Source organism: Klebsiella sp. HMSC16C06, assembly GCF_001808325.1.
GTDB classification, from domain to species: Bacteria; Pseudomonadota; Gammaproteobacteria; order Enterobacterales; family Enterobacteriaceae; genus Klebsiella; species Klebsiella variicola.
The window spans coordinates 267,432-290,717 of record NZ_KV793000.1; the positions used below are offsets into that span (position 1 = coordinate 267,432).

General features: G+C 55.8%; 27 protein-coding genes. 11 read left to right on the forward strand and 16 right to left on the reverse strand.

The features are described 5' to 3' along the window. Window positions 1-104: 104 nt before the first annotated feature. The 4 genes from glmM to rlmE form a co-directional block, all read right to left on the reverse strand. Entirely contained in the window at window positions 105-1,442 is a 1,338-nt protein-coding gene (gene glmM / locus HMPREF3142_RS12595) for a phosphoglucosamine mutase (RefSeq protein ID WP_002918370.1), read from the reverse strand. Beyond that, window positions 1,435-2,283 (reverse strand): dihydropteroate synthase, encoded by an 849-nt coding sequence (gene folP, locus HMPREF3142_RS12600; protein ID WP_070612109.1) that lies wholly within the window; start codon window positions 2,281-2,283, stop codon window positions 1,435-1,437. Before folP ends, glmM begins: the two co-directional genes overlap by 8 nt. A 98-nt stretch (window positions 2,284-2,381) precedes the next feature. Further along, a complete protein-coding gene (gene ftsH / locus HMPREF3142_RS12605; RefSeq protein WP_008806637.1) occupies window positions 2,382-4,316 on the reverse strand; it encodes an ATP-dependent zinc metalloprotease FtsH in 1,935 nt (644 codons plus the stop codon). A 99-nt stretch (window positions 4,317-4,415) separates the two neighbouring features. Then, the gene (rlmE, locus tag HMPREF3142_RS12610; protein WP_008806638.1) at window positions 4,416-5,045 is read right to left on the reverse strand and encodes a 23S rRNA (uridine(2552)-2'-O)-methyltransferase RlmE; all 630 of its coding nucleotides are present in this window, start codon (window positions 5,043-5,045) and stop codon (window positions 4,416-4,418) included. A 123-nt stretch (window positions 5,046-5,168) separates the two neighbouring features. Between rlmE and yhbY the strand changes: the two genes are divergently transcribed. Next, complete coding sequence (gene yhbY / locus HMPREF3142_RS12615; protein WP_002918374.1) at window positions 5,169-5,462, forward strand: ribosome assembly RNA-binding protein YhbY; 294 nt, start codon at window positions 5,169-5,171, stop codon at window positions 5,460-5,462. Window positions 5,463-5,614: 152 nt separating this feature from the next. Here yhbY and greA read toward each other — a convergent pair whose 3' ends face one another. Then, window positions 5,615-6,091, reverse strand: coding sequence for a transcription elongation factor GreA (gene greA / locus HMPREF3142_RS12620; RefSeq protein WP_008806639.1), 477 nt, complete (start codon window positions 6,089-6,091; stop codon window positions 5,615-5,617). 235 nt (window positions 6,092-6,326) lie between these two features. Here greA and dacB point away from each other — a divergent pair, with 235 nt between their 5' ends. Next, window positions 6,327-7,760: a serine-type D-Ala-D-Ala carboxypeptidase gene (gene dacB, locus HMPREF3142_RS12625; RefSeq protein ID WP_070612110.1), complete on the forward strand. Its 1,434-nt coding sequence runs from the start codon at window positions 6,327-6,329 to the stop codon at window positions 7,758-7,760. A 51-nt stretch (window positions 7,761-7,811) separates the two neighbouring features. On the opposite strand, the gene cgtA is transcribed toward dacB, so the two are convergent. From cgtA to rplU, 4 genes are all read right to left on the reverse strand, one after another. Continuing rightward, the gene (gene cgtA, locus HMPREF3142_RS12630) at window positions 7,812-8,990 is read right to left on the reverse strand and encodes an Obg family GTPase CgtA (protein ID WP_008806641.1); all 1,179 of its coding nucleotides are present in this window, start codon (window positions 8,988-8,990) and stop codon (window positions 7,812-7,814) included. Between the two features lie 15 nt (window positions 8,991-9,005). Continuing rightward, complete coding sequence (locus HMPREF3142_RS12635) at window positions 9,006-9,971, reverse strand: DMT family transporter (protein ID WP_008806642.1); 966 nt, start codon at window positions 9,969-9,971, stop codon at window positions 9,006-9,008. A 92-nt stretch (window positions 9,972-10,063) separates the two neighbouring features. Beyond that, entirely contained in the window at window positions 10,064-10,321 is a 258-nt protein-coding gene (gene rpmA, locus HMPREF3142_RS12640) for a 50S ribosomal protein L27 (protein ID WP_002434222.1), read from the reverse strand. Window positions 10,322-10,341: 20 nt separating this feature from the next. Further along, the gene (gene rplU, locus HMPREF3142_RS12645; protein WP_002918379.1) at window positions 10,342-10,653 is read right to left on the reverse strand and encodes a 50S ribosomal protein L21; all 312 of its coding nucleotides are present in this window, start codon (window positions 10,651-10,653) and stop codon (window positions 10,342-10,344) included. A 260-nt stretch (window positions 10,654-10,913) separates the two neighbouring features. Between rplU and ispB the strand changes: the two genes are divergently transcribed. Both ispB and sfsB read left to right on the forward strand, forming a co-directional pair. Continuing rightward, entirely contained in the window at window positions 10,914-11,885 is a 972-nt protein-coding gene (ispB, locus tag HMPREF3142_RS12650; protein WP_008806643.1) for an octaprenyl diphosphate synthase, read from the forward strand. Between the two features lie 196 nt (window positions 11,886-12,081). Further along, window positions 12,082-12,354 carry a DNA-binding transcriptional regulator SfsB gene (gene sfsB / locus HMPREF3142_RS12655; protein ID WP_008806644.1) on the forward strand — a complete coding sequence of 91 codons (273 nt, stop codon included), beginning with the start codon at window positions 12,082-12,084 and terminating at the stop codon, window positions 12,352-12,354. 54 nt (window positions 12,355-12,408) lie between these two features. Here the strand turns inward: sfsB and murA are convergent, their stop codons facing one another. The 7 genes from murA to mlaF all read right to left on the reverse strand — a co-directional run bounded on the left by murA (window position 12,409) and on the right by mlaF (window position 17,215). Next, a complete protein-coding gene (gene murA / locus HMPREF3142_RS12660) occupies window positions 12,409-13,668 on the reverse strand; it encodes a UDP-N-acetylglucosamine 1-carboxyvinyltransferase (RefSeq protein ID WP_008806645.1) in 1,260 nt (419 codons plus the stop codon). Window positions 13,669-13,721: 53 nt separating this feature from the next. Continuing rightward, window positions 13,722-13,976, reverse strand: a complete 255-nt coding sequence (gene ibaG, locus HMPREF3142_RS12665; protein ID WP_004144910.1) for a BolA family iron metabolism protein IbaG — start codon at window positions 13,974-13,976, stop codon at window positions 13,722-13,724. A 136-nt stretch (window positions 13,977-14,112) separates the two neighbouring features. Next, on the reverse strand, window positions 14,113-14,403 hold the full coding sequence (gene mlaB, locus HMPREF3142_RS12670; RefSeq protein WP_008806646.1) for a lipid asymmetry maintenance protein MlaB: 291 nt from the start codon (window positions 14,401-14,403) through the stop codon (window positions 14,113-14,115). Then, the gene (gene mlaC / locus HMPREF3142_RS12675; protein WP_002918386.1) at window positions 14,403-15,038 is read right to left on the reverse strand and encodes a phospholipid-binding protein MlaC; all 636 of its coding nucleotides are present in this window, start codon (window positions 15,036-15,038) and stop codon (window positions 14,403-14,405) included. The genes mlaB and mlaC overlap by 1 nt, the downstream gene beginning before the upstream one ends. A gap of 18 nt (window positions 15,039-15,056) precedes the next feature. Beyond that, window positions 15,057-15,608: an outer membrane lipid asymmetry maintenance protein MlaD gene (gene mlaD / locus HMPREF3142_RS12680; protein WP_004206195.1), complete on the reverse strand. Its 552-nt coding sequence runs from the start codon at window positions 15,606-15,608 to the stop codon at window positions 15,057-15,059. A 4-nt stretch (window positions 15,609-15,612) separates the two neighbouring features. After that, window positions 15,613-16,395 (reverse strand): lipid asymmetry maintenance ABC transporter permease subunit MlaE, encoded by a 783-nt coding sequence (mlaE, locus tag HMPREF3142_RS12685; protein WP_004150949.1) that lies wholly within the window; start codon window positions 16,393-16,395, stop codon window positions 15,613-15,615. A 7-nt stretch (window positions 16,396-16,402) separates the two neighbouring features. Next, window positions 16,403-17,215 carry a phospholipid ABC transporter ATP-binding protein MlaF gene (mlaF, locus tag HMPREF3142_RS12690; RefSeq protein ID WP_012540470.1) on the reverse strand — a complete coding sequence of 271 codons (813 nt, stop codon included), beginning with the start codon at window positions 17,213-17,215 and terminating at the stop codon, window positions 16,403-16,405. A 209-nt stretch (window positions 17,216-17,424) separates the two neighbouring features. On the opposite strand from mlaF, the gene HMPREF3142_RS12695 reads away from it, so the two are divergent. From HMPREF3142_RS12695 to rpoN, 7 genes are read left to right on the forward strand one after another with little or no spacing between them, the layout of a single operon-like run. Next, window positions 17,425-18,402 (forward strand): calcium/sodium antiporter, encoded by a 978-nt coding sequence (locus tag HMPREF3142_RS12695; RefSeq protein WP_008806648.1) that lies wholly within the window; start codon window positions 17,425-17,427, stop codon window positions 18,400-18,402. Then, window positions 18,399-19,403, forward strand: coding sequence for an arabinose-5-phosphate isomerase KdsD (gene kdsD / locus HMPREF3142_RS12700; RefSeq protein ID WP_075206807.1), 1,005 nt, complete (start codon window positions 18,399-18,401; stop codon window positions 19,401-19,403). The genes HMPREF3142_RS12695 and kdsD overlap by 4 nt, the downstream gene beginning before the upstream one ends. A 14-nt stretch (window positions 19,404-19,417) precedes the next feature. Next, window positions 19,418-19,984: a 3-deoxy-manno-octulosonate-8-phosphatase KdsC gene (kdsC, locus tag HMPREF3142_RS12705; RefSeq protein WP_008806650.1), complete on the forward strand. Its 567-nt coding sequence runs from the start codon at window positions 19,418-19,420 to the stop codon at window positions 19,982-19,984. Continuing rightward, complete coding sequence (lptC, locus tag HMPREF3142_RS12710; protein ID WP_008806651.1) at window positions 19,981-20,556, forward strand: LPS export ABC transporter periplasmic protein LptC; 576 nt, start codon at window positions 19,981-19,983, stop codon at window positions 20,554-20,556. The genes kdsC and lptC overlap by 4 nt, the downstream gene beginning before the upstream one ends. Then, window positions 20,525-21,070, forward strand: a complete 546-nt coding sequence (gene lptA / locus HMPREF3142_RS12715) for a lipopolysaccharide ABC transporter substrate-binding protein LptA (RefSeq protein WP_002918415.1) — start codon at window positions 20,525-20,527, stop codon at window positions 21,068-21,070. The genes lptC and lptA overlap by 32 nt, the downstream gene beginning before the upstream one ends. Window positions 21,071-21,076: 6 nt before the next feature. After that, window positions 21,077-21,802, forward strand: coding sequence for an LPS export ABC transporter ATP-binding protein (lptB, locus tag HMPREF3142_RS12720; RefSeq protein ID WP_002918417.1), 726 nt, complete (start codon window positions 21,077-21,079; stop codon window positions 21,800-21,802). A 47-nt stretch (window positions 21,803-21,849) separates the two neighbouring features. Continuing rightward, window positions 21,850-23,283 (forward strand): RNA polymerase factor sigma-54, encoded by a 1,434-nt coding sequence (gene rpoN / locus HMPREF3142_RS12725; protein ID WP_008806652.1) that lies wholly within the window; start codon window positions 21,850-21,852, stop codon window positions 23,281-23,283. The last annotated feature ends 3 nt before the right edge of the window (window positions 23,284-23,286 follow it).

The following is a 23,286-nucleotide window of genomic DNA, read 5'->3' on the forward strand; positions in this document are numbered from 1 at the left end:
ATTTCGACACATTGTATCAACTGCAGAAAAAAACAGCAAAAAGCCGGTATTCGATCATAAAAAAGGCGGCAAGCGCCGCCTTTTTAACCACTTAGCCGGCAAGCTTAGACGCTTTTTACCGCTTCGGCGATGCGATGCGCAAACTCGTGCACCTGATCTTCATGCTCGCCTTCCACCATGACGCGGATCAGCGGCTCCGTTCCGGATTTACGCAGCAGGACACGGCCGCGTTTCCCTAACGCTGCTTCCACTTCTGCGGTCACCGCTTTGACATGCTCGTTCTCCAGTGGGTTACCGCTGCCTTCGGTAAAACGCACATTCACCAGTAACTGAGGGAACATCTTCATGCCACTGCAAAGGTCATGCAGACTCATATGGTTACGTACCATCGCCGCGACCACCTGCAGACTGGCGACGATGCCATCGCCGGTGGTGGTTTTATCCAGCAGGATCACATGGCCTGAGTTTTCCGCACCAATGCGCCAGCCTTTTTCCTGCAGCATCTCCAGTACATAACGGTCACCGACCTTCGCGCGGGCAAACGGGATGCCTAACTGCTTGAGCGCCAGCTCCAGTCCCATATTACTCATCAGCGTGCCCACGGCGCCGCCGCGCAGCTGCCCCTGACGCAGCCCTTCCCGGGCGATGATGTAGAGGATCTGGTCGCCATCGACTTTATTGCCTTCATGGTCAACCATGATCACCCGATCGCCATCGCCGTCGTAGGCAATACCCAGATCGGCTTTCTCCGCCAGCACGCGCGCCTGCAGCGCACGCACGTCGGTGGCGCCGACCTCTTCGTTGATGTTGAGGCCGTCAGGCTCGCAGCCCATCGCGATAACCTGAGCGCCCAGCTCGCGGAAGACATTGGGGGCAATGTGATAGGTCGCACCGTGCGCGCAATCCACCACCACTTTCAGCGTGCCGAGGCTCAGTTCGTTGGGAAAGGTGCCTTTACAAAATTCAATGTAGCGCCCGGCGGCATCAACGATACGGCTGGCTTTGCCCAGCTCTGCCGAATCCACGCAGGTGAGTTCTTTCTCCATTTCGGCTTCAATCGCCTCTTCCACATCATCCGGCAGCTTGGTGCCCTCAATGGAGAAGAATTTAATACCGTTGTCGTAGAAAGGGTTATGCGAAGCTGAAATAACGATCCCCGCCTCGGCGCGGAATGCGCGCGTCAGGTAGGCGATGGCCGGTGTCGGCATTGGCCCGGTGAACGACGCAGAGAGCCCCGCGGCCGCCAGCCCAGCTTCCAGCGCGGACTCCAGCATATAGCCCGAAATACGGGTATCCTTGCCGATGATAATTTTACGCGAGCCGTGGCGCGCTAACACTTTCCCCGCCGCCCAGCCCAGCTTAAGCACAAATTCCGGAGTGATCGGCGCATCGCCGACGCGGCCACGAATACCATCGGTGCCAAAATACTTGCGGTTACTCATAACGTTTTTTTCCCTTAGCGGCGAGGGTGGCTTCCACCACGCGCAGCGCTTCTACCGTTTCTTTGACATCATGGACGCGGATTATCTGCGCGCCCTGCATTGCTGCAATGACGGCACACGCCAGGCTGCCGTTCAGCCGTTCCGACGGCCCGACGTTCAGCAACTGACCTACCATCGACTTACGCGACATACCGACCAGCAGAGGCAGCCCAAAGTGGTGAAATTCACCCAGCCTGGCCAGCAGTTGATAATTATGGGAGAGATTTTTACCGAAACCGAATCCCGGGTCGAGCAGCAATTTTTCTTTTGCGATCCCCGCCTGCTCGCAGCGCACAATATGTTCTGCAAAAAAGCGCTCGACATCGGCGAAGACATCCTCATATTTTGGCGCCTCCTGCATGGTTTTCGGCTGACCCTGCATATGCATCAGACACACCGGCAGCCCGGTTTCCGCAGCGGCCTGCAGCGCGCCAGGTTCGGTCAGCGAACGAATATCGTTAATGATATGCGCCCCGGCCCGGGCTGATTCGCGGATAACCTCCGGTTTGGACGTATCCACCGAGATCCACACTTCAAAGCGCTGAGCGATCGCTTCGACAACCGGGATCACCCGCGCGAGTTCCTCTTCTACGCTCACCTCAGCCGCCCCTGGCCGCGTGGATTCACCGCCGATATCAATGATGGTCGCCCCTGCGTTAATCATCAGATTGGCATGCTTCACCGCCTCAACCAGCGAGTTGTGAGCGCCGCCATCTGAGAAAGAGTCGGGCGTCACATTAAGAATGCCCATCACATGCGGATGAGAGAGAGCGAGGGTTGAGCCCTGGGCTACAAGTTTCATCACAAAATCCCTGAGACTGAAGAGGTTAAAAAAAGAAAAACCCCGGAGCGGGCGCCCCGGGGTTTTTAAGGTTAAAACAAGACATCAACAGCGGTAGCTTACTTGTCGCCCAGCTGCTCTGACATGGTGTTGCCCGGGTTCGGCGTACGCGGTTCATCAACCGGACGCGGCGCACGAGGCGTGCCATTGTTGTCAGAGTTATTCGAAGAACCCGGTTCTTCCCAACCCGCCGGCGGACGAACATCGCGACGAGCCATCAGGTCGTCAATCTGCGGCGCATCGATAGTCTCATATTTCATGAGCGCATCTTTCATCGCGTGCAGGATATCCATGTTGTCGTTCAGCAGCTGGCGAGCACGACCGTAGTTACGCTCGATCAGCGATTTCACTTCCTGGTCGATGATACGCGCGGTTTCATCGGACATATGCTTCGCTTTCGCTACGCTACGGCCGAGGAAGACTTCGCCTTCTTCTTCCGCATACAGCAGCGGACCGAGTTTGTCGGAGAAGCCCCACTGGGTCACCATGTTACGCGCCAGGTTCGTCGCCACTTTAATGTCGTTGGACGCGCCGGTAGAAACATGTTCCGGACCGTAGATAATCTCTTCCGCCAGACGACCGCCGTACAGGGTGGAGATCTGACTTTCCAGTTTCTGACGGCTGGCGCTGATCGCATCGCCTTCCGGCAGGAAGAAGGTCACACCCAGCGCACGACCGCGCGGGATAATCGTCACTTTATGGACTGGATCGTGTTCCGGAACCAGACGGCCGATAATGGCGTGGCCTGCTTCGTGGTAAGCGGTCGATTCTTTCTGCGCTTCCGTCATCACCATGGAGCGACGTTCCGCACCCATCATGATTTTGTCTTTCGCTTTTTCGAACTCAACCATCGAAACAACACGTTTGTTGCCGCGAGCAGCAAACAGCGCCGCTTCGTTGACCAGGTTCGCCAGGTCCGCACCAGAGAAGCCAGGGGTACCGCGCGCAATGATCGCCGCGTCAATATCCGGCGCCAGCGGTACGCGACGCATATGCACTTTCAGGATCTGTTCACGACCGCGAACATCCGGCAGACCAACGACAACCTGACGGTCGAAGCGGCCTGGACGCAGCAGCGCGGGGTCCAGAACGTCCGGACGGTTAGTCGCCGCGATAACGATAATACCTTCGTTACCTTCGAAGCCGTCCATTTCAACCAGCATCTGGTTCAGGGTCTGCTCACGTTCATCGTGACCACCGCCAAGACCCGCGCCACGCTGGCGGCCGACGGCGTCGATTTCATCGATGAAGATGATGCAAGGCGCTGCTTTCTTAGCCTGCTCGAACATGTCACGCACACGAGATGCACCGACACCGACGAACATTTCGACGAAATCAGAACCGGAAATTGTGAAGAACGGTACTTTTGCTTCGCCAGCGATCGCTTTCGCCAGCAGCGTTTTACCGGTACCCGGAGGGCCGACCATCAGGACGCCTTTCGGGATCTTACCGCCCAGTTTCTGGAAGCGGCTCGGCTCACGCAGGTATTCCACCAGCTCACCGACTTCCTCTTTCGCTTCGTCACACCCGGCAACGTCGGCAAAAGTGGTTTTGATCTGGTCTTCCGTCAGCATACGGGCTTTGCTTTTGCCGAAGGACATCGCGCCCTTCCCGCCACCGCCCTGCATTTGCCGCATAAAGAAGATCCAGACGCCGATCAACAGCAGCATTGGGAACCAGGAGATGAAGATGGAAGCCAGCAGGCTTGGCTCTTCTGGTGGTTCGCCAATAACTTTGACGTTTTTAGTCAACAGGTTATCGAGCAGCTTCGGATCGTTAACCGGAATGTAAGTCGTGTAACGGTTACTATCTTTCTTGGTAACGTTGATCTCACGTCCGTTGATACGCGCTTCGCGAACCTGGTCCTGATTGACCTCTTGCAGGAAGGTAGAATAATCCACCTTGCGGCCATTCGACTCGCTGGGCCCAAAGCTCTGGAATACTGACATCAGCACAACGGCAATGACCAGCCAGAGTATTAGGTTTTTCGCCATGTCACTCAAGGGATTAACCTCTTATTACAACTGTGTTAAAAACAGCGTCAGGATACTCTATATCCAGTTTCTTTCAAACTTTCGTTTGAAATCTGCCGGTTATGGTTTACGCCCGGTCGCTACAATATACACTTCACGCGAACGAGCGCGGGAAGAGTCCGGTTTACGAACTTTGACCTTCGTAAACAGGGAGCGAATTTCTCGAAGATACTCATCGAAGCCTTCGCCCTGGAACACCTTCACTACAAAACTACCACCTGGCGCTAATACATCACGAGACATTTCAAGCGCCAGTTCTACCAGATACATAGCCCGGGGAATATCCACCGCCGGTGTTCCGCACATATTCGGCGCCATATCGGACATGACAACTTGGACTTTACTGTCGCCCACTCGCTCAAGTAACGCTTTCAGGACTAATTCATCACGAAAATCGCCCTGAAGGAAGTCCACACCAACGATTGGATCCATTGGTAAAAGATCGCAAGCGATGATGCGGCCGCTGTTGCCGATCTGCGTGACCGCATACTGCGACCAGCCACCGGGAGCAGCACCGAGATCGACTATCGTCATCCCCGGCTTAAAAATTTTGTCACTTTGCTGTATTTCATCAAGTTTAAACCAGGCACGGGAACGTAACCCCTTTTTCTGTGCCTGTTGAACATATTTATCGCTAAAGTGTTCCTGAAGCCAGCGGCTTGAGCTGGCAGAACGCTTTTTACCTGTCATTTAACATTCCCGTTCGGGTTCATCGTACTTTACTGCGTAAAAATCGACGCGGTAGTTTGGCGATATATGGGAGATGGCGGTAGAATGACCCGTTTTCAATCCCAACGTAAGCAAAAAAACACGATGAATCTGAGTACTAAACAAAAACAGCACCTGAAAGGTCTGGCACATCCGCTCAAGCCGGTAGTTATGCTTGGCAATAATGGTTTGACCGAAGGGGTACTGGCCGAGATCGAACAAGCGTTAGGGCACCATGAGCTCATCAAGGTGAAGATCGCCTCAGAAGATCGCGAAACTAAAGCCTTGATCGTGGAAGCCATCGTACGTGAAACCGGCGCCTGTAACGTACAGGTCATCGGTAAAACGCTGGTTCTGTACCGCCCAACGCCAGAGCGTAAGATCTCGCTGCCACGCTAAGAATATCCTGAATCTCGACACAACTTTGTGTAAAACGAGGGATTTCTGCGGCCAGGCGAGCAAAATGCCATGCTCCTGACGTTGATAAAAGGCCGCTATGCGGCCTTTTTCCTTTCTTTACAATCTATAAACATCGTAGCGGGAAATACGCCTTACAGGTATTCAACCTTAGTAATTTCGTATTCCACTTCACCACCCGGGGTACGGATAGTCACGACGTCATCCTGCTCTTTGCCGATCAGACCACGGGCGATCGGCGAGTTCACGGAGATCAGATTCTGCTTAAAATCAGCTTCATCATCACCCACGATGCGGTAGGTCTGTTCCTCATCGGTATCGAGGTTGAGCACGCTGACGGTTGAGCCAAAAATTACCCGGCCATTGTTCGGCATTTTGGTGATATCGATCACCTGGGCATTGGACAGCTTCGCTTCAATATCTTTGATACGCCCTTCGCAGAAGCCCTGCTGCTCACGCGCAGCATGATACTCAGCATTCTCTTTCAGATCGCCGTGTTCACGAGCGTCAGCAATAGCGGCAATGATTTCAGGACGACGCACAGACTTCAGATAATCCAGTTCTTCGCGCAGTTTCTCAGCGCCACGTAAGGTCATCGGAATCGCTTGCATTTGTTATACCTCTTTATCATTCCTTCAGGGAACGGAGAGCTCCGCCCCGCCACCTGCCCTGCCCACAGGCAGGACACGAGCAAAAAGAAACCGACCCGGGAAACACTCCCCAGGTCAGCAGCAATTTTTCATTTGATAGGTATTTTACCCCGAAGTTCATTATGGGTCATCGTTTACTTTACTGGGCGTTGCACCGTAGTATGACGGCCTGGCTTCAGGTTGTTAGCGCGAGATTATGCGATTTCCCAGATTTATCATCGGATTGACTGCCGGTATAGCGCTTAGCGCTCAGGCGGCGAATATTGACGAGTACATCAACCAGCTTCCCGCCGGTGCGAACCTTGCCTTTATGGCGCAAAAGGTCGGCGCATCGACGCCGGAAATCGACTATCACAGCCAGCAAATGGCGCTCCCGGCCAGTACGCAAAAGGTCATCACCGCGCTGGCGGCTCTGCTGCAGCTGGGGCCCGATTTTCGCTTTACCACCACGCTGGAAACCAAAGGCTCACTTGACGGCGGCGTGCTGAAAGGCGACCTGATTGCGCGCTTCGGCGGCGATCCGACGCTCAAACGGCAGGATATTCGCAATATGGTGGCGACGCTGAAAAAAGCTGGCGTGCAGCGTATCGAAGGCAATGTGCTCATCGATACCTCGGTCTTCGCCAGCCATGACAAAGCGCCGGGCTGGCCGTGGAACGACCTGACGCAGTGCTTCAGCGCCCCGCCGGCGGCCGCAATTGTCGACCGTAACTGCTTCTCTGTCTCGCTGTATAGCGCGCAGAAACCGGGCGATCTCGCCTTCATTCGCGTTGCGTCCTATTATCCGGTCACCATGTTCAGCCAGGTGCGAACGCTGGCGCGCGGCTCAGCAGAAGCACAGTACTGCGAGCTCGACGTAGTGCCAGGCGATCTCAATCGCTATACCCTCACTGGCTGCCTGCCGCAGCGTAGCGAGCCGCTGCCGCTGGCCTTCGCCATTCAGGATGGCGCCAGCTACGCCGGGGCGATCCTCAAAGCGGAGCTGACCCAGGCGGGGATCACCTATAGCGGCACGCTGCTGCGCCAGACGCTGGCCAATGACCCCGGAACGGTATTAGCCACCACCCAGTCGGCTCCACTGCACGATCTGCTGCGGATCATGCTGAAGAAGTCAGATAACATGATTGCCGACACCGTCTTTCGTACCATCGGCCACGCCCGCTTCGGCGTACCAGGCACCTGGCGGGCAGGATCCGATGCCGTACGCCAGATCCTGCGTCAACAGGCTGGGGTCGATCTCGGCAACACGATCATCGCCGACGGCTCTGGCTTGTCGCGCCACAACCTGCTCGCCCCGGCGACCATGATGCAGGTGCTGCAGTATATCGCCCAGCACGATACCGAGCTCAACTTCATCTCCATGCTGCCGCTGGCGGGCCACGACGGGTCGCTGCAATACCGCGCCGGTCTCCACCAGGCGGGCGTGGATGGCAAAGTCTCGGCGAAGACAGGTTCGTTGCAGGGGGTTTATAACCTTGCAGGCTTTATCACTACCGCCAGCGGACAAAAGGTGGCCTTCGTGCAATATCTCTCCGGCTACGCCGTGGAACCCGCCGACCAGCGTAATCGCCGCATCCCGCTGGTCCGCTTTGAAAGCCGCTTGTATAAAGATTTGTACCAGAACAACTAAAACAAAAGGGCCGCATCAGATGCGGCCCTTTTTGATCCAGCGAAGTCAGGATTAGCGTTTGTAGATGAATTCGACGCCTTCTTCGTCGTCTTCGTCCCAGTCGTCATCCCAGTCTTCGTCATCTTCCACTTCGACTTCGGCTTCTTCAAGCTGCTGACGGTGATAGTCGTCCCACATGAACTCGACTTTCTCCGGCTTCTGCTCTTCTTCCACATGCACGATCGGGTTTTCGATGATAAAGGTCATCACGTCCCAGCACAGCTCTTTCACGCCCTGCTGGCTGGCCGCGGAGATCAGGTAGAATTTATCTTCCCAACCCAGCGCTTCGGCAATCGCCTTCGCTTTGGCTTCGGCTTCCGCTTTGTCCATCAGGTCAATCTTGTTAAAGACTAACCAGCGTGGCTTGGAGGCCAGCTTCTCGCTGTATTTCTCCAGCTCGCCAATGATAATGCGGGCATTCTCAACCGGATCGGAACCATCGATAGGCTCGATGTCGATGAGATGCAGCAGCACACGGCAGCGCTCAAGGTGCTTGAGGAAGCGGATACCAAGGCCTGCGCCTTCCGCTGCGCCTTCAATCAGCCCCGGGATATCGGCGACCACGAAGCTCTTCTCGTTGTCCATACGCACCACGCCCAGGCTTGGCACCAGGGTGGTAAACGGATAGTCAGCCACTTTCGGCTTGGCGGCGGAGACCGCGCGGATGAAGGTGGATTTGCCGGCGTTCGGCATCCCCAGCATCCCGACATCGGCCAGCAGCATCAGCTCCAGCTGCAGGTCGCGTTTATCACCCGGGGTACCCATGGTCTTCTGACGCGGGGTGCGGTTAACGGATGATTTGAAACGGGTGTTGCCCAGACCGTGCCAGCCACCTTTCGCCACCATCAGACGCTGACCGTGTTTGGTCATGTCGCCCATGGTCTCGCCGGTTCCCTGGTCGATAACCCGGGTCCCGACCGGCACTTTCACCGTCACGTCTTTACCACGCTTACCGGTACAGTCGCGGCTCTGGCCATTCTGCCCGCGTTCGGCGCGGAACGATTTTTCAAAACGGTAGTCGATCAGGGTGTTCAGGTTCTCGTCCGCTTCCAGCCAGACATCGCCGCCGTCACCGCCATCGCCGCCGTCCGGACCGCCTTTCGGAATATACTTTTCGCGGCGGAAGCTTACGCAACCATTGCCGCCGTCACCTGCTACGACCAGGATCGTTGCTTCATCTACAAACTTCATTTTACTCTCCGTAAATCATTCGCCTGAGCGGGGCAGCGGTACTACCGCCTCTCGCTTACGCCAACGCCCCCAAAGACGATGGCCGATGGCGGAATACATCGCGCCCGCAACCACGACAAACGCACCGAGATAACCAATCAGGTTTAACATCGGTCTGGCGAAAACATCGGGCCAGGCCATTGATAATAAATCAGAAAACAGTAGCGTAAACAGTGGCGTCAAGGTGATTAACGCGCTGACCTGCGCCGCCTGCCAGCGCGCCATGGCTTCCGCCAGCGCCCCGTAGCCGACCAGGGTATTTAGCCCGCAAAAAATCAGGCATGCCAGTTGCCAGTCGCTTAGCTGGGATATCACCCCGGGCTTAGCGAGCGGCAGTAATGCAATCGTACATAAAGTGTACAGCAAAAATAGTATCTGCTGTGATGCCAGACGGCGCAATAACACCTTTTGCGCGACGCCATAGCTTACCCACACCGTTGCAGCAGCAACGCCGAAAATTACCCCCCATGTGTAATCCGTCAGGCGGGTAAAGATTTCAATCAGGCTGGTGTTGAAAAACATCACCAGCCCGCTGAGCAACATCAACGCGCCCACCACCTGGGTACCGCGCATGCGCTCTTTCAGAATCACGACGCTTGCCACCATCATGCCCACCGGCGATAGCTGGCCGATGACCTGAGAAGCAGTGGGGCTGAGATATTGCAGGGAAGAACTGAACAGAATGAAGTTACCGAACAGGCCACCGGTGGCAATGGCTAACAAAACCAGCCAGCGCGGCTTGCGAAAAATTCGCAGCGGCGGCAGTTTGCCTTTGATCGCGAGGATCGCGCCAAGCCCAATGCTGGCCATCAGGAAGCGATAAAACACCACCGTAGGCGGCTCCATCACCTCAAGAACCTGTTTCATCGCAATCGGCAACGCTCCCCAACACATCGCGGTGGTAAGCGCCAGAATAATGCCAATCCCAGCCTGCTGCTTCATGCCTGTTTCCCTGCAAAATTTTCCAGTAGACGAATGTAAAAAGCCCCGCAACGTGTTGCGGGGCTTTCATCCGTTACCGGGACGCGAAAAACTTATTCAGCAACGATGCTGATGAATTTACGGTTTTTCGGGCCTTTAACTTCGAACTTGACTTTACCGTCAGTCAAAGCGAACAGAGTGTGGTCACGGCCGCAACCAACGTTGGTGCCAGCGTGGAATTTGGTACCACGTTGACGAACGATGATGCTACCTGCCAGAACTGCTTCACCGCCGAAACGTTTTACGCCCAGACGTTTAGCTTCTGAATCGCGACCGTTACGAGTCGAGCCGCCAGCCTTTTTATGTGCCATTTAAATCTACTCCTCAGGTCTTAGGCGCTGATGCCAGTGATTTTCACATCAGTGAACCACTGACGATGGCCCTGCTGCTTACGATAGTGTTTACGACGACGAAACTTAACGATTTTAACTTTCTCGCCACGACCGTGAGCAACAACTTCAGCTTTGATTACGCCGCCCTCAACGAAAGGAACGCCGATCTTGATTTCTTCACCGTTTGCGATCATCAGCACTTCAGCGAATTCAACAGCTTCGCCAGTTGCGATGTCCAGCTTTTCCAGGCGAACGGTCTGACCTTCGCTTACTCGGTGTTGTTTACCACCACTTTGGAAAACCGCGTACATATAAAACTCCGCTTCCGCGCACCTCTTTATGTGATTCAGAGTGCGCTATAAATATTCACAATAGGGCGCGAATATTACGCAAAACGCGAGCCTTTGACAAGAGCGATTAGCGATCAATGCAGAAAAAAAACACAACTTTCACGACAACGTTTATCTACGGCAATTTTTCAGTACAATCATATCTTCTTTTAATTCTGTCTTAATCCTTCTGTGATCCCACCTGGATTCATGGTAACAGGACATTTGGCCCGGCTTTTGCGATGAATTTAGAAAAAATCAATGAGTTAACCGCGCAAGATATGGCGGGTGTCAATGCGACGATTCTTGAGCAACTCAACTCCGATGTTCAGCTTATCAATCAGTTAGGCTATTACATCGTCAGCGGCGGCGGCAAACGCATTCGCCCGATGATTGCTGTGCTTGCCGCGCGCGCGGTGGGCTATCAAGGGAGCGCGCATGTCACTATTGCTGCGCTGATTGAATTTATTCATACCGCCACGCTACTGCATGACGACGTCGTCGATGAGTCTGACATGCGTCGCGGCAAAGCCACGGCCAATGCGGCGTTCGGCAATGCCGCCAGCGTGCTGGTTGGCGATTTCATCTATACCCGCGCCTTCCAGATGATGACCCAGCTAGGCTCACTGAAGATCCTCGAGGTCATGTCGGAGGCGGTGAACGTCATTGCCGAAGGCGAAGTGCTGCAGTTGATGAACGTCAACGATCCGGATATCACGGAAGAGAACTATATGCGCGTCATCTACAGCAAGACGGCGCGCCTGTTTGAGGCGGCCTCGCAGTGTGCGGGAATGCTGGCCGACTGCTCCGCGGAAGAAGAGCGCGCGTTGCAGGATTATGGTCGCTATCTCGGCACCGCTTTCCAGCTGATCGACGATTTACTCGACTACAGCTCCGACGGAGAGCGACTCGGTAAAAACGTCGGTGATGACCTGAACGAAGGCAAACCGACGCTACCGCTGCTGCATGCTATGCATCATGGCACCCCCGATCAGGCGGCGATGATCCGCGGGGCGATCGAGCAGGGCAATGGTCGCCATCTGCTGGATGCTGTTCTGGAAACCATGGCCACCTGCGGTTCGCTGGAGTGGACGCAGAAGCGTGCTGAAGAAGAAGCCGATAAAGCGATTGCAGCCCTGCAGATCCTCCCGGACACACCGTGGCGCGAAGCTTTGATTGGACTGGCACATATTGCGGTCCAGCGCGATCATTAATCCCCCCTCCTTTCCCGCGCGATGCGCGGGAAAGTTCCAGTAAAATGCCACTTCTCTCCCTAAACTTCCGAATATCTTGATAGATTCTGAATATTCTGGCGCCTTAACAGAACTTGTTAGAACCCTACATAGTACGCGGGTATAGTGTCCCCATCGCCCATGTGGACGATCTGGACCTTTAACACCAGGAGAATTTATGGATAAGTTCATCGACTGGCATCCCGCCGATATTGTTGCTGGGTTACGTAAACGGGGAACATCGCTGGCGGCAGAGTCGCGACGGCACGGCCTGAGTTCTTCAACGCTGGCGAACGCCCTGACCCGCCCCTGGCCGAAAGGCGAGTTGATTATCGCCACGGCGCTGGAAACGCAGCCGTGGGTCATCTGGCCGTCACGCTACCACGACCCGGTGACTCATGAGTTTATCGACAGAACGCAGATGATGCGTCAAAAGAAGACAGACAGGTGATGTGATAATCGACAGGGTCCCGAAGCAACGCCCCGGGGCCCTGTCAGGACACGGTTACTCGCCCTTCACGCGCTGAATATTGGCACCCAACGCCTGCAGTTTATCCTCGATACGCTCATAGCCACGATCGATGTGGTAGATGCGATCAACGATGGTGGTCCCTTCAGCGATGCAGCCTGCCAGCACGAGGCTCGCCGACGCACGCAAATCGGTCGCCATCACCTGCGCGCCCGAAAGCTGCTTCACGCCGTGACAGATAGCGGTATTGCTCTCGATCTCCGCGTGCGCGCCCATACGGATCAGTTCCGGAATGTGCATGAAGCGGTTTTCAAAGATCGTTTCGGTGATCACGCCGGTCCCTTCCGCCACCAGGTTAAGCAGCGTGAACTGGGCCTGCATATCGGTCGGGAAGCCCGGGTGCGGCGCGGTACGCACGTTGACCGCTTTCGGACGGTTGCCGTGCATATCGAGGCTAATCCAGTCTTCTCCCGTTTCGATGTCAGCCCCGGCGTCACGCAGTTTCGCCAGAACGGCATCCAGAGTATCCGGCTGCGCGTTACGGCAGAGGATCTTGCCGCCGGAAATCGCCGCGGCCACCAGGAAGGTGCCAGTTTCGATACGGTCCGGCAGTACACGGTATACGCCGCCCCCCAGACGCTGCACGCCTTCGATGGTAATGCGATCGGTGCCCTGGCCTTTGATTTTCGCGCCCAGCGCGTTAAGGAAGTTGGCGGTATCGACAATTTCCGGCTCGCGCGCGGCGTTTTCGATAATCGTCGTCCCCTCCGCGAGGGTCGCTGCGCTCATGATAGTTACGGTAGCGCCGACGCTCACCTTATCCATCACGATATGCGCGCCTTTCAGGCGACCGTTGACCGAGGCTTTGACATAACCTTCTTCCAGTTTGATCTCGGCGCCCAGCTGTTCCAGACCGCTAATGTGCAGGTCGACCGGACGCGCGCCGATGGCGCAGCCGCCTGGCAGAGAAACTTGTCCCTGACCAAAACGCGCCACCAGCGGGCCCAGCGCCCAGATGGAGGCACGCATGGTTTTCACCAGGTCGTACGGAGCACAGAATACATCAACCGGGCCGGCGTCAATCCATACTGAACCATTGCGCTCAACCTTCGCGCCCAGCTGGCTCAGCAGCTTCATGGTGGTATCGATATCTTTCAGCTTAGGTACGTTCTGGATCTCTACCGGCTCTTCGGCAAGCAGCGCGGAAAAGAGGATTGGCAGGGCGGCGTTCTTTGCACCAGAAATGGTGACTTCGCCCTGAAGGCGAGTCGGCCCCTGAACACGGAATTTATCCATTGATTCTGTTCTCTATTAAAAATTCACATACGCTGCAGGGGACCCCCCACAGCTTAGAAGCCATTTAGTTTGCGGTCTCGCGCCCACTCCTGCGGAGTGAAGGCCTTGATCGACAGCGCATGGATACGGTTGTCAGCAATATATTCCATCAGCGGCGCGTAGACGCTCTGCTGCTTTTTAACCCGACTCATGCCATCGAACATCTCACCCACAGCAATAACCTGAAAGTGGCTGCCATCGCCAGAGACGTGGACTTCCTGGAGGGGGAGTGCGTTCATCAGCACGGTCTGAATTTCATGATTTTCCATGGGCTCAAATTTATCTGATAGTGAAAACAGCCCAACATCTTAGAGGAAAGTGGCGCGGTCTTAAACAAGCAAAAAGCCCCGACGAAAAGATTGCCGGGGCTTTCGGAATAGCTTCAACGCTAAGACACTGAAAAGATTATGGGATCATATCGACAGGCAGGTTGTAAAGACCGATCAGCGTTTGCAGATTTTCGCTCTTCGCGATCAGCTGCGCTTCCCGCCCCTGACGGCGGATCAGTGCCACAAAATGCACTAACAGCGCCAGGCCCGCCGTGTCCACGCGCGTAGTCTGGCTGAGATCGATGATCGTCGCCCCCTCCGTCGCCCTGGCGCGTGCTTCCCAGAGCGGGACCAGCAGATCCTGGTCCAGCTCTCCGTGCAGCGCCAGCGTCTCGCCCTCGCGAGTCCAGCTCAGCTGCCCGGTCATTATTTTTTCTGTTCCAGCGTGATCGGCTGAGCGGAGATCGCTTTCAGCTGCGCGGTCAGGCCGTCAACGCCCTTGGTGCGCAGCAGATCGCTCCACTCATTCTGTTTGGTAGTGATCATACTGACGCCTTCGGCGATCATATCGTAGGCCTGCCAGTTACCGGTCTGGGTATTTTTACGCCACTGGAAGTCCAGACGCACCGGCGGACGACCGTTCGGGTCGATGATAGTGACGCGGATCGGAACGATGGTTGCGCTGCCCAGCGGCTGCTCCGGCGCAATCTGGTAAGTCTGCCCGTGGTACATCGCCAGCGCCTGGCCGTAGGCCTGCTTCAGATATTCACGGAAGGCGGCAAAGTAGGCCTCACGCTGCGCGGGGGTCGCTTCTTTGTAATAGCGGCCCAGCACCAGCGCGCCAGCATATTTCACCTGCACATACGGCAACAGCTCCTGGTCGACGATGTCGCGCAGATAGTTAGGGTTGGCTTTGATCTTCGGCTGTTCATTCTTCAGGCGATCGAAGGTTTTCTGCGCCGCTTCATTCATCAGCTTATACGGGTTGGACTGGTCTGCCGCCTGGACAGCGGTCAGCGGGGCAATCACCAGCATGGCGACCATGAGTAAGCGTTTAAACATATCGTGTTTCTCCTGAAATTAATGCGTCGTGCCGGCTGCCGGCGTCGCGTCAGTATGACCTTCTGCCTCGGCCTTATCATTGCCAGAATTCTGATTGTCGCCGCCCTTGCTGTTATAAAGGAACTGACCAATCAGATCTTCCAGCACCATGGCGGACTTGGTGTCCTGGATAGTACCGCCGTCTTTAAGGATAGTCGTCCCAAGGTCCGGGTCTTCAAAACCGACGTTCAGCGCCAGATACTGTTCGCCCAGCAGACCCGAGGTGCGGATCGCCAACGAACTGGTATCCGGGATATGGTTGTAGCGCTCATCGATATCGAGCTCCACGCGTGGCAGATAGGTTTTCGGGTCGAGAGTGATGTCCGCTACCCGTCCCACAACCACACCGCCGATGCGTACCGGCGAACGCGCCTTCAGGCCGCCGATGTTATCGAAGGTCGCGTAAAGGCGGTAAGTCGGCTCAGTACGTAGCGAGGTGACGTTCGCCGCCTTCAGGCAGACAAACAGCGCCGCCAGCAGCGCCACCAGTAAGAACACCCCTACCCAGATTTCATTTTTTTTCGTTTGCATGAACTCAATTCCCAAACATCAGCGCAGTCAGCACAAAATCCAGCCCCAGAACCGCCAGCGACGCATGCACCACGGTGCGTGTTGTCGCCCGGCTAATCCCGGCGGAAGTGGGGATAGCGTCATAACCGTTAAATAACGCAATCCAGGTTACCGTAATGGCGAATACCAGACTCTTAATCAGGCAGTTCACCAGGTCCATTCGCCAGTCGACGGCATTTTGCATCGCGGTCCAGAAAAAACCACCGTCAATGCCTTTCCAGCTTACGCCTACCAGCGCACCACCCCAGATCCCTACCGCGACAAAGATAATCGTCAACAGCGGCAGCGAAATGACGCCAGCCCAGAAGCGTGGAGAAATCACGCGACGCAGCGGGTCCACCGCCATCATCTCCATACTCGAGAGCTGCTCCGTGGCCCGCATCAGGCCAATCTCGGCGGTCAGCGCCGATCCGGCGCGCCCGGCAAACAGCAGCGCAGCGACAACCGGCCCCAGCTCGCGCAGCAGCGACAGCGCCACCAGCATGCCAAGACTGGTCTCTGCGCTGTAGGTGGTTAAGACCAGATACCCCTGCAGCCCGAGCACCATACCGATAAACAAGCCCGATACAATGATAATCAGCATCGACAGAACGCCAACGTTATAGAGCTGACGAACCAGCAGCGGCGCGTGCTTGCGAAACTCTGGTTTGCCCACAACGGCGTTGAAAAGCATTAATCCGGCGCGTCCAAACGTCGCGGTGGTTTTAATCCCGCGATGTCCTAGCGCGGCCAGCGCATTAAACAGCATGAGTCGCTCAACTCCCTATGCCTAATAAATCATGGTGATAGTCGCCAGCCGGATAACGGAACGGCACCGGGCCGTCGGCAATACCATCAATAAACTGACGAACCCGAGGATCGGTATTCTCCCGCAGCGACTGGGCGCTACCGTGGGCGACAATCTTTTTATCCGCCACGATATACGCGTAGTCCGCAATGCTAAGCACCTCAGGTACATCGTGCGAAACCACGATGCAAGTGACACCCAGCGTGTTGTTGAGTTCAGAAATCAGCTTCACCAGCACGCCCATGGTGATGGGATCCTGCCCGACAAACGGTTCGTCGAACATAATCAGATCCGGCTCAAGGGCAATCGCTCTCGCCAGGGCGGCACGGCGCGCCATCCCGCCGGAAAGCTCGGAGGGCATTAACTTCGCCGCCCCACGCAACCCCACCGCTTCCAGCTTCATCATCACCGTCGTATGCAGCAGCGCAGGCGGCAGCTGCGTATGCTCGCGCAGCGGATAGGCAACGTTATCAAAGACATTGAGATCGGTGAACAGCGCGCCAGACTGGAACAGCATGCTCATCCGCTTACGCACCGTATAAAGACGCGATCGCGTCATCTGCGGCACGTTCTCGCCATCAAACAGGATCTCTCCCCTGTCCGGCGGGATCTGCCCGCCGATCAGGCGTAACAGGGTAGTCTTGCCGATCCCCGAAGGTCCCATGATCGCAGTAATTTTACCGCGCGGCACCGACAGCGAGATGTCGTCGAAGATCACACGATCGCCGCGTGAAAAGCGGATACCGCGCACTTCAACTAAATTCGCCTGAGTTTGGCTCATAAAATCATCCTTACTAAACACCTGACGGGCAAGCATGGCCCTTTCTTGCGCCACAATCACAACATTTTTACAGAATCTTACCTGCACAGGTTAGCGAAAGCTGGCATTTGTTTTACTTTTGGCACACATAAAGTCAAAATTAAGAATTCGTTACGCTGCGTAGGGATAACCCAGCGAGGCGACGATTATACCTGAAGAAAGGACTTTAGATGCTCTTAGCGACGGCTCTGTTAATTATTGGTTTACTGCTGGTTGTCTACAGCGCCGATCGTCTGGTCTATGCCGCTTCCATCCTGTGTCGTATGTTGGGGATCCCGCCGCTGATCATCGGTATGACGGTGGTGAGTATCGGCACCAGCCTGCCCGAGATCATGGTTTCCACCACGGCCTCGCTGCATGGGCAGATCGATCTGGCGGTCGGCACCGCGCTCGGCTCCAACATTACCAATATTCTTCTGATCCTCGGTCTCGCCGCCTTACTCAGGCCATTTACCGTGCATTCTGATATTCTGCGCCGCGAATTACCGCTAATGTTGCTGGTCAGTGTGCTGGCCGGGCTGGTGCTCTACGATGGACAGCTGTCCCGTCTCGACGGGCTGTTTTTACTGGCGTTAGCGCTTCTGTGGCTGCTGTTTACCATCAAAATCGCCCGTCTGGCGGAGCGCCAGGGCAGCGATAGCCTGACTCGCGAACAGCTGGCGGAGCTGCCGCGTGAAGGATCGCTGCCGGTCGCTCTGCTCTGGTTAGGGGTCGCGATGATTGTCATGCCCATGGCTACCCGTATGGTGGTGGATAACACCACGGTATTGGCAAACTTTTTTGCCATTAGCGAGCTGACCGTCGGTCTGACGGTGGTGGCGATAGGTACCAGCCTGCCAGAGCTGGCCACCGCTATCGCCGGGGCGCGGAAAGGGGAAGATGACATTGCTATCGGCAATATCATCGGCGCCAATATCCTCAATATTGCGCTGGTGCTGGGTTTACCGGCGCTGATCGCGCCGGGGAGCTTTGCGAGCGAAGCCTTCACGCGCGATTATGGCGTGATGCTGCTGGTCAGCCTGATCTTCGCGGTGCTGTGCTGGCGCCGCCAGCAGCAGCCGGGACGGCTGGTTGGCGCACTGCTGGTCGGCGGCTTTGTGGTTTGGTTGGCGATGCTGTTCTGGACAGCGCCGCTCTTCGTTGAATGACTCGGGATAACATCATGTCGCAAATAGATTTGCCCACGGATTTTGACTTTCAACAGGCAGGCCGTCAGGTGCTGGAAATTGAACGTGAAGGTCTGGCCCAGCTCGATCAATATATAAATGAAGACTTTACCCATGCTTGCGAAACGATTTTCCGCTGCGGCGGCAAAGTCGTGGTGATGGGGATGGGCAAATCCGGCCACATCGGCCGCAAAATGGCGGCGACGTTCGCCAGTACCGGCACCTCGGCTTTTTTTGTCCACCCCGGCGAAGCGGCGCACGGCGATTTAGGAATGGTCACTCCACAGGATGTGGTGATTGCGCTGTCGAATTCCGGCGAATCGAATGAAATTCTGGCGCTGATCCCGGTCCTGAAGCGCCAGCAGGTGAAGCTTATCTGCATCACCAGCCGGCCTGAGAGCAGCATGGCGCGCGCAGCGGATATCCATCTGTGCGTGAAAGTGCCCAAAGAGGCCTGCCCGTTAGGGCTGGCGCCCACCTCCAGCACCACCGCGGCGCTGGTGATGGGTGATGCCCTCGCCGTCGCTCTGCTGGAAGCCCGTGGCTTTACCGCCGAAGATTTCGCCCTGTCTCATCCTGGCGGCGCACTCGGTCGTAAGCTGTTGCTGCGCGTCAATGATATTATGCATACCGGTGATGAAATCCCGCACGTCGGCCTGCAGGCCACCCTGCGCGATGCGCTGCTGGAAATCACGCGTAAAAATTTAGGCATGACCGCCGTCTGCGATGACGATATGAACATCATCGGGATCTTCACCGATGGTGACCTGCGCCGGGTCTTTGATACCGGCGTCGATATGCGTAATGCCAGCATTGCCGATGTCATGACCCGGGGAGGGATCCGCATCCGTCCCGGCACCCTGGCGGTAGATGCGCTAAACCTGATGCAATCCCGTCATATCACCTGCGTGCTGGTTGCCGATGGCGACCACCTGCTAGGTGTGGTACATATGCACGATCTCCTGCGCGCGGGCGTAGTGTAAGTAAGGAAAAAATAATGAATAATGCTGATGCTCAGTTAGCGACATGCTATGGGCCGGTAAGCCAGGCGTTTCTCGATCGCGCGGCTAAGATCCGTCTACTGATCCTCGATGTTGACGGTGTATTATCCGACGGACTTATCTATATGGGTAATCACGGCGAGGAGCTGAAAGCGTTCAACGTCCGCGATGGCTATGGTATCCGCTGCGCGCTGACCTCCGGCATCGAAGTGGCGATTATTACCGGGCGAAAAGCTAAACTGGTAGAAGACCGCTGCCAGACGCTGGGCATTACGCATCTCTATCAAGGTCAGTCGGATAAGCTGTTGGCGTTTCGCGAATTAGTCAGCAAACTGGCGGTTCGTCCGGATGAAGTGGCGTATATCGGCGACGATCTGATCGACTGGCCGGTGATGGCGGAAGTGGGTTTAAGCGTCGCCGTCGCCGATGCGCATCCGCTGCTGCTGCCGCGGGCGAATTATGTCACGCGCATTAACGGCGGACGCGGCGCGGTACGCGAAGTCTGCGATTTGTTACTATTGGCGCAGGGCAAGTTGGATGAGGCCAAAGGGCAATCAATATGAGTAAAACCAGACGTTGGGTTATCATTTTACTGTCGCTGCTCGCGCTGATCCTCATCGGCCTGAATCTGGCGAATACGGACGACACGGCCCAGCCGGAGGTCAATCCCAACGACCCGACGTATAAAAGCGAACATACCGACACCGTCGTGTACAGCCCGGAAGGCGCCCTGAGCTATCGGCTGATTGCCGAGCATGTGGAATACTTTTCCGATCAGGAGGTTTCCTGGTTTACCAAGCCGGTGATGACCACCTTTGATACCAATAAGGTGCCAACCTGGTCAATCAGGGCAGATAAAGCGAAGCTGACGAATGACCGTATGCTCTATCTTTACGGGCACGTTGAGGTGAATGCGCTCGCGCCTGACTCTCAACTGCGCAAAATTACGACGGATAACGCCCAGATAAATCTGGTCACACAGGACGTTACCTCCGATGACATGGTGACGTTATACGGCACCACATTTAATTCCAGCGGCCTGAAAATGCGTGGAAACCTTCGCAGCAAAAATGCCGAGCTGATTGAAAAGGTGAGAACCTCTTATGAAATTCAGAACAAACAAACTCAGCCTTAAGATTGCGCTCGCCGGCGCTTTACTGGCCGCCAGCCTGCCGGCCCTGGCCAAGACGGGAGATACCGATCAGCCGATCCATATCGAGTCCGATCAGCAGTCACTGGATATGCAGGGCAACGTCGTCACTTTCACCGGTAACGTGGTCGTCACCCAGGGGACGATCAAAATTAACGCTGATAAAGTGGTGGTCACCCGTCCGGGCAATGAGAAAGGTAAAGAGGTGATCGAAGGCTTCGGTAACCCGGCCACCTTCTACCAGATGCAGGATAACGGCAAGCCGGTAAAAGGCCGGGCGTCGAAAATGCGCTACGAGCTGCAGAATGATTACGTCGTGCTGACCGGCAACGCTTACCTTGAGCAGCTCGACAGCAATATCAAGGGCGATAAGATCACCTATCTGGTGAAAGAGCAAAAAATGCAGGCCTTCAGCGACAAAGGTCGACGCGTCACCACCGTTCTGGTGCCGTCTGAGCTGCAGGATAAAAGCGGCAATCAGCAAAAGAAGAGTAACTAATTCGTTATGGCAACCTTAACTGCGAAGAACCTCGCCAAAGCTTATAAAGGCCGCCGCGTGGTGGAAGATGTCAGTCTCACCGTTAACTCCGGAGAGATTGTCGGCTTGCTCGGCCCGAACGGCGCCGGTAAAACCACCACCTTCTACATGGTGGTCGGCATTGTGCCGCGCGACGCGGGCAATATTATTATCGATGACGAAGACATCAGTCTGCTACCGCTGCACGCGCGCGCGCGCCGGGGCATCGGCTATCTGCCGCAGGAAGCCTCTATTTTTCGTCGTCTGAGCGTCTATGACAACCTGATGGCGGTCCTGCAGATCCGTGACGATTTAACCAGCGAACAGCGGGAAGATCGCGCCAAAGAGCTGATGGAAGAGTTTCATATTGAGCACCTGCGCGACAGCCTCGGTCAGGCGCTCTCCGGTGGTGAACGCCGCCGTGTCGAAATCGCGCGCGCGCTGGCGGCGAACCCGAAATTTATCCTTCTGGATGAACCCTTTGCCGGTGTTGACCCCATCTCCGTTATCGATATCAAACGCATCATTGAACACCTGCGCGACAGCGGCCTCGGCGTACTGATCACCGACCATAACGTCAGAGAGACCCTCGCCGTCTGCGAACGGGCGTATATTGTCAGTCAGGGACACCTTATTGCTCATGGTACGCCGCAGCAGATCCTCGAAGATGAGCAGGTTAAGCGCGTGTATCTTGGGGAAGACTTCAGACTCTGATAGGGTAGAGGTTACAGACGTTTTAGCCGGAGATATTTACCCTGAACATGAAGCAAGGTTTGCAATTAAGGCTTAGCCAACAGCTTGCCATGACGCCGCAACTGCAGCAGGCTATTCGTTTGCTGCAGTTGTCCACGTTAGAACTCCAGCAAGAGCTCCAGCAAGCGCTGGAAAGTAACCCATTGCTTGAGCAAACCGATCTTCACGACGAGGTAGAGGCGAAAGAAGTGGAGGATCGCGAGTCCCTCGATACCGTCGATGCGCTTGAGCAAAAAGAGATGCCGGACGAGCTCCCTCTCGATGCCAGCTGGGATGAAATCTATACCGCCGGTACGCCGTCAGGCAACGGCGTGGATTATCAGGACGACGAGCTGCCCGTCTATCAAGGCGAAACCACTCAGACGCTGCAGGATTATCTGATGTGGCAGGTCGAGCTGACGCCCTTCACCGACACCGACCGCGCCATTGCCACCTCCATCGTCGACGCCGTCGACGATACGGGCTATCTCACCATTCAGATTGAAGACATCGTCGACAGCATTGGCGATGACGAAATCGGCCTGGAAGAGGTGGAGGCCGTTCTGAAGCGCATCCAGCGTTTTGATCCGGTTGGCGTCGCGGCGAAAGATCTGCGCGACTGCCTGCTGATCCAGCTGTCGCAATTCGCTAAAGAGACGCCGTGGCTGGAAGAGGCCCGGTTGATTATCAGCGACCATCTCGATCTGCTGGCTAACCACGATTTCCGCACCCTGATGCGAGTAACGCGCCTGAAAGAAGAGGTGCTGAAAGAGGCGGTGAATCTGATCCAGTCGCTGGATCCCCGCCCTGGCCAGTCCATTCATACCAGTGAACCGGAATATGTCATTCCCGACGTACTGGTCCGCAAGGTCAGTGGCCGCTGGACCGTGGAGCTCAACGCCGACAGCATTCCCCGGCTGAAGATTAATCAGCAATATGCGGCAATGGGCAACAGCACCCGCAATGACGCCGACGGCCAGTTCATTCGCAGCAATCTGCAGGAAGCCCGCTGGCTAATCAAAAGTCTCGAAAGCCGCAACGATACGCTGCTGCGCGTCAGCCGCTGCATCGTTGAACAGCAGCAGGCTTTTTTCGAACAGGGTGAAGAGTATATGAAGCCGATGGTGCTGGCCGATATCGCCCAGGCTGTCGAGATGCATGAATCCACCATTTCCCGTGTCACCACGCAAAAATATCTGCACAGTCCGCGCGGTATTTTTGAACTGAAGTATTTCTTCTCCAGCCATGTGAATACCGAAGGCGGCGGCGAAGCCTCGTCGACGGCCATTCGCGCGTTGGTGAAGAAGTTAATCGCCGCGGAAAACCCCGCGAAGCCGTTGAGCGACAGTAAGCTCACCTCCATGCTGTCCGAGCAGGGTATCATGGTCGCGCGCCGCACTGTCGCGAAGTACAGAGAGTCTTTATCCATTCCGCCGTCAAACCAGCGTAAACAACTGGTCTGACAC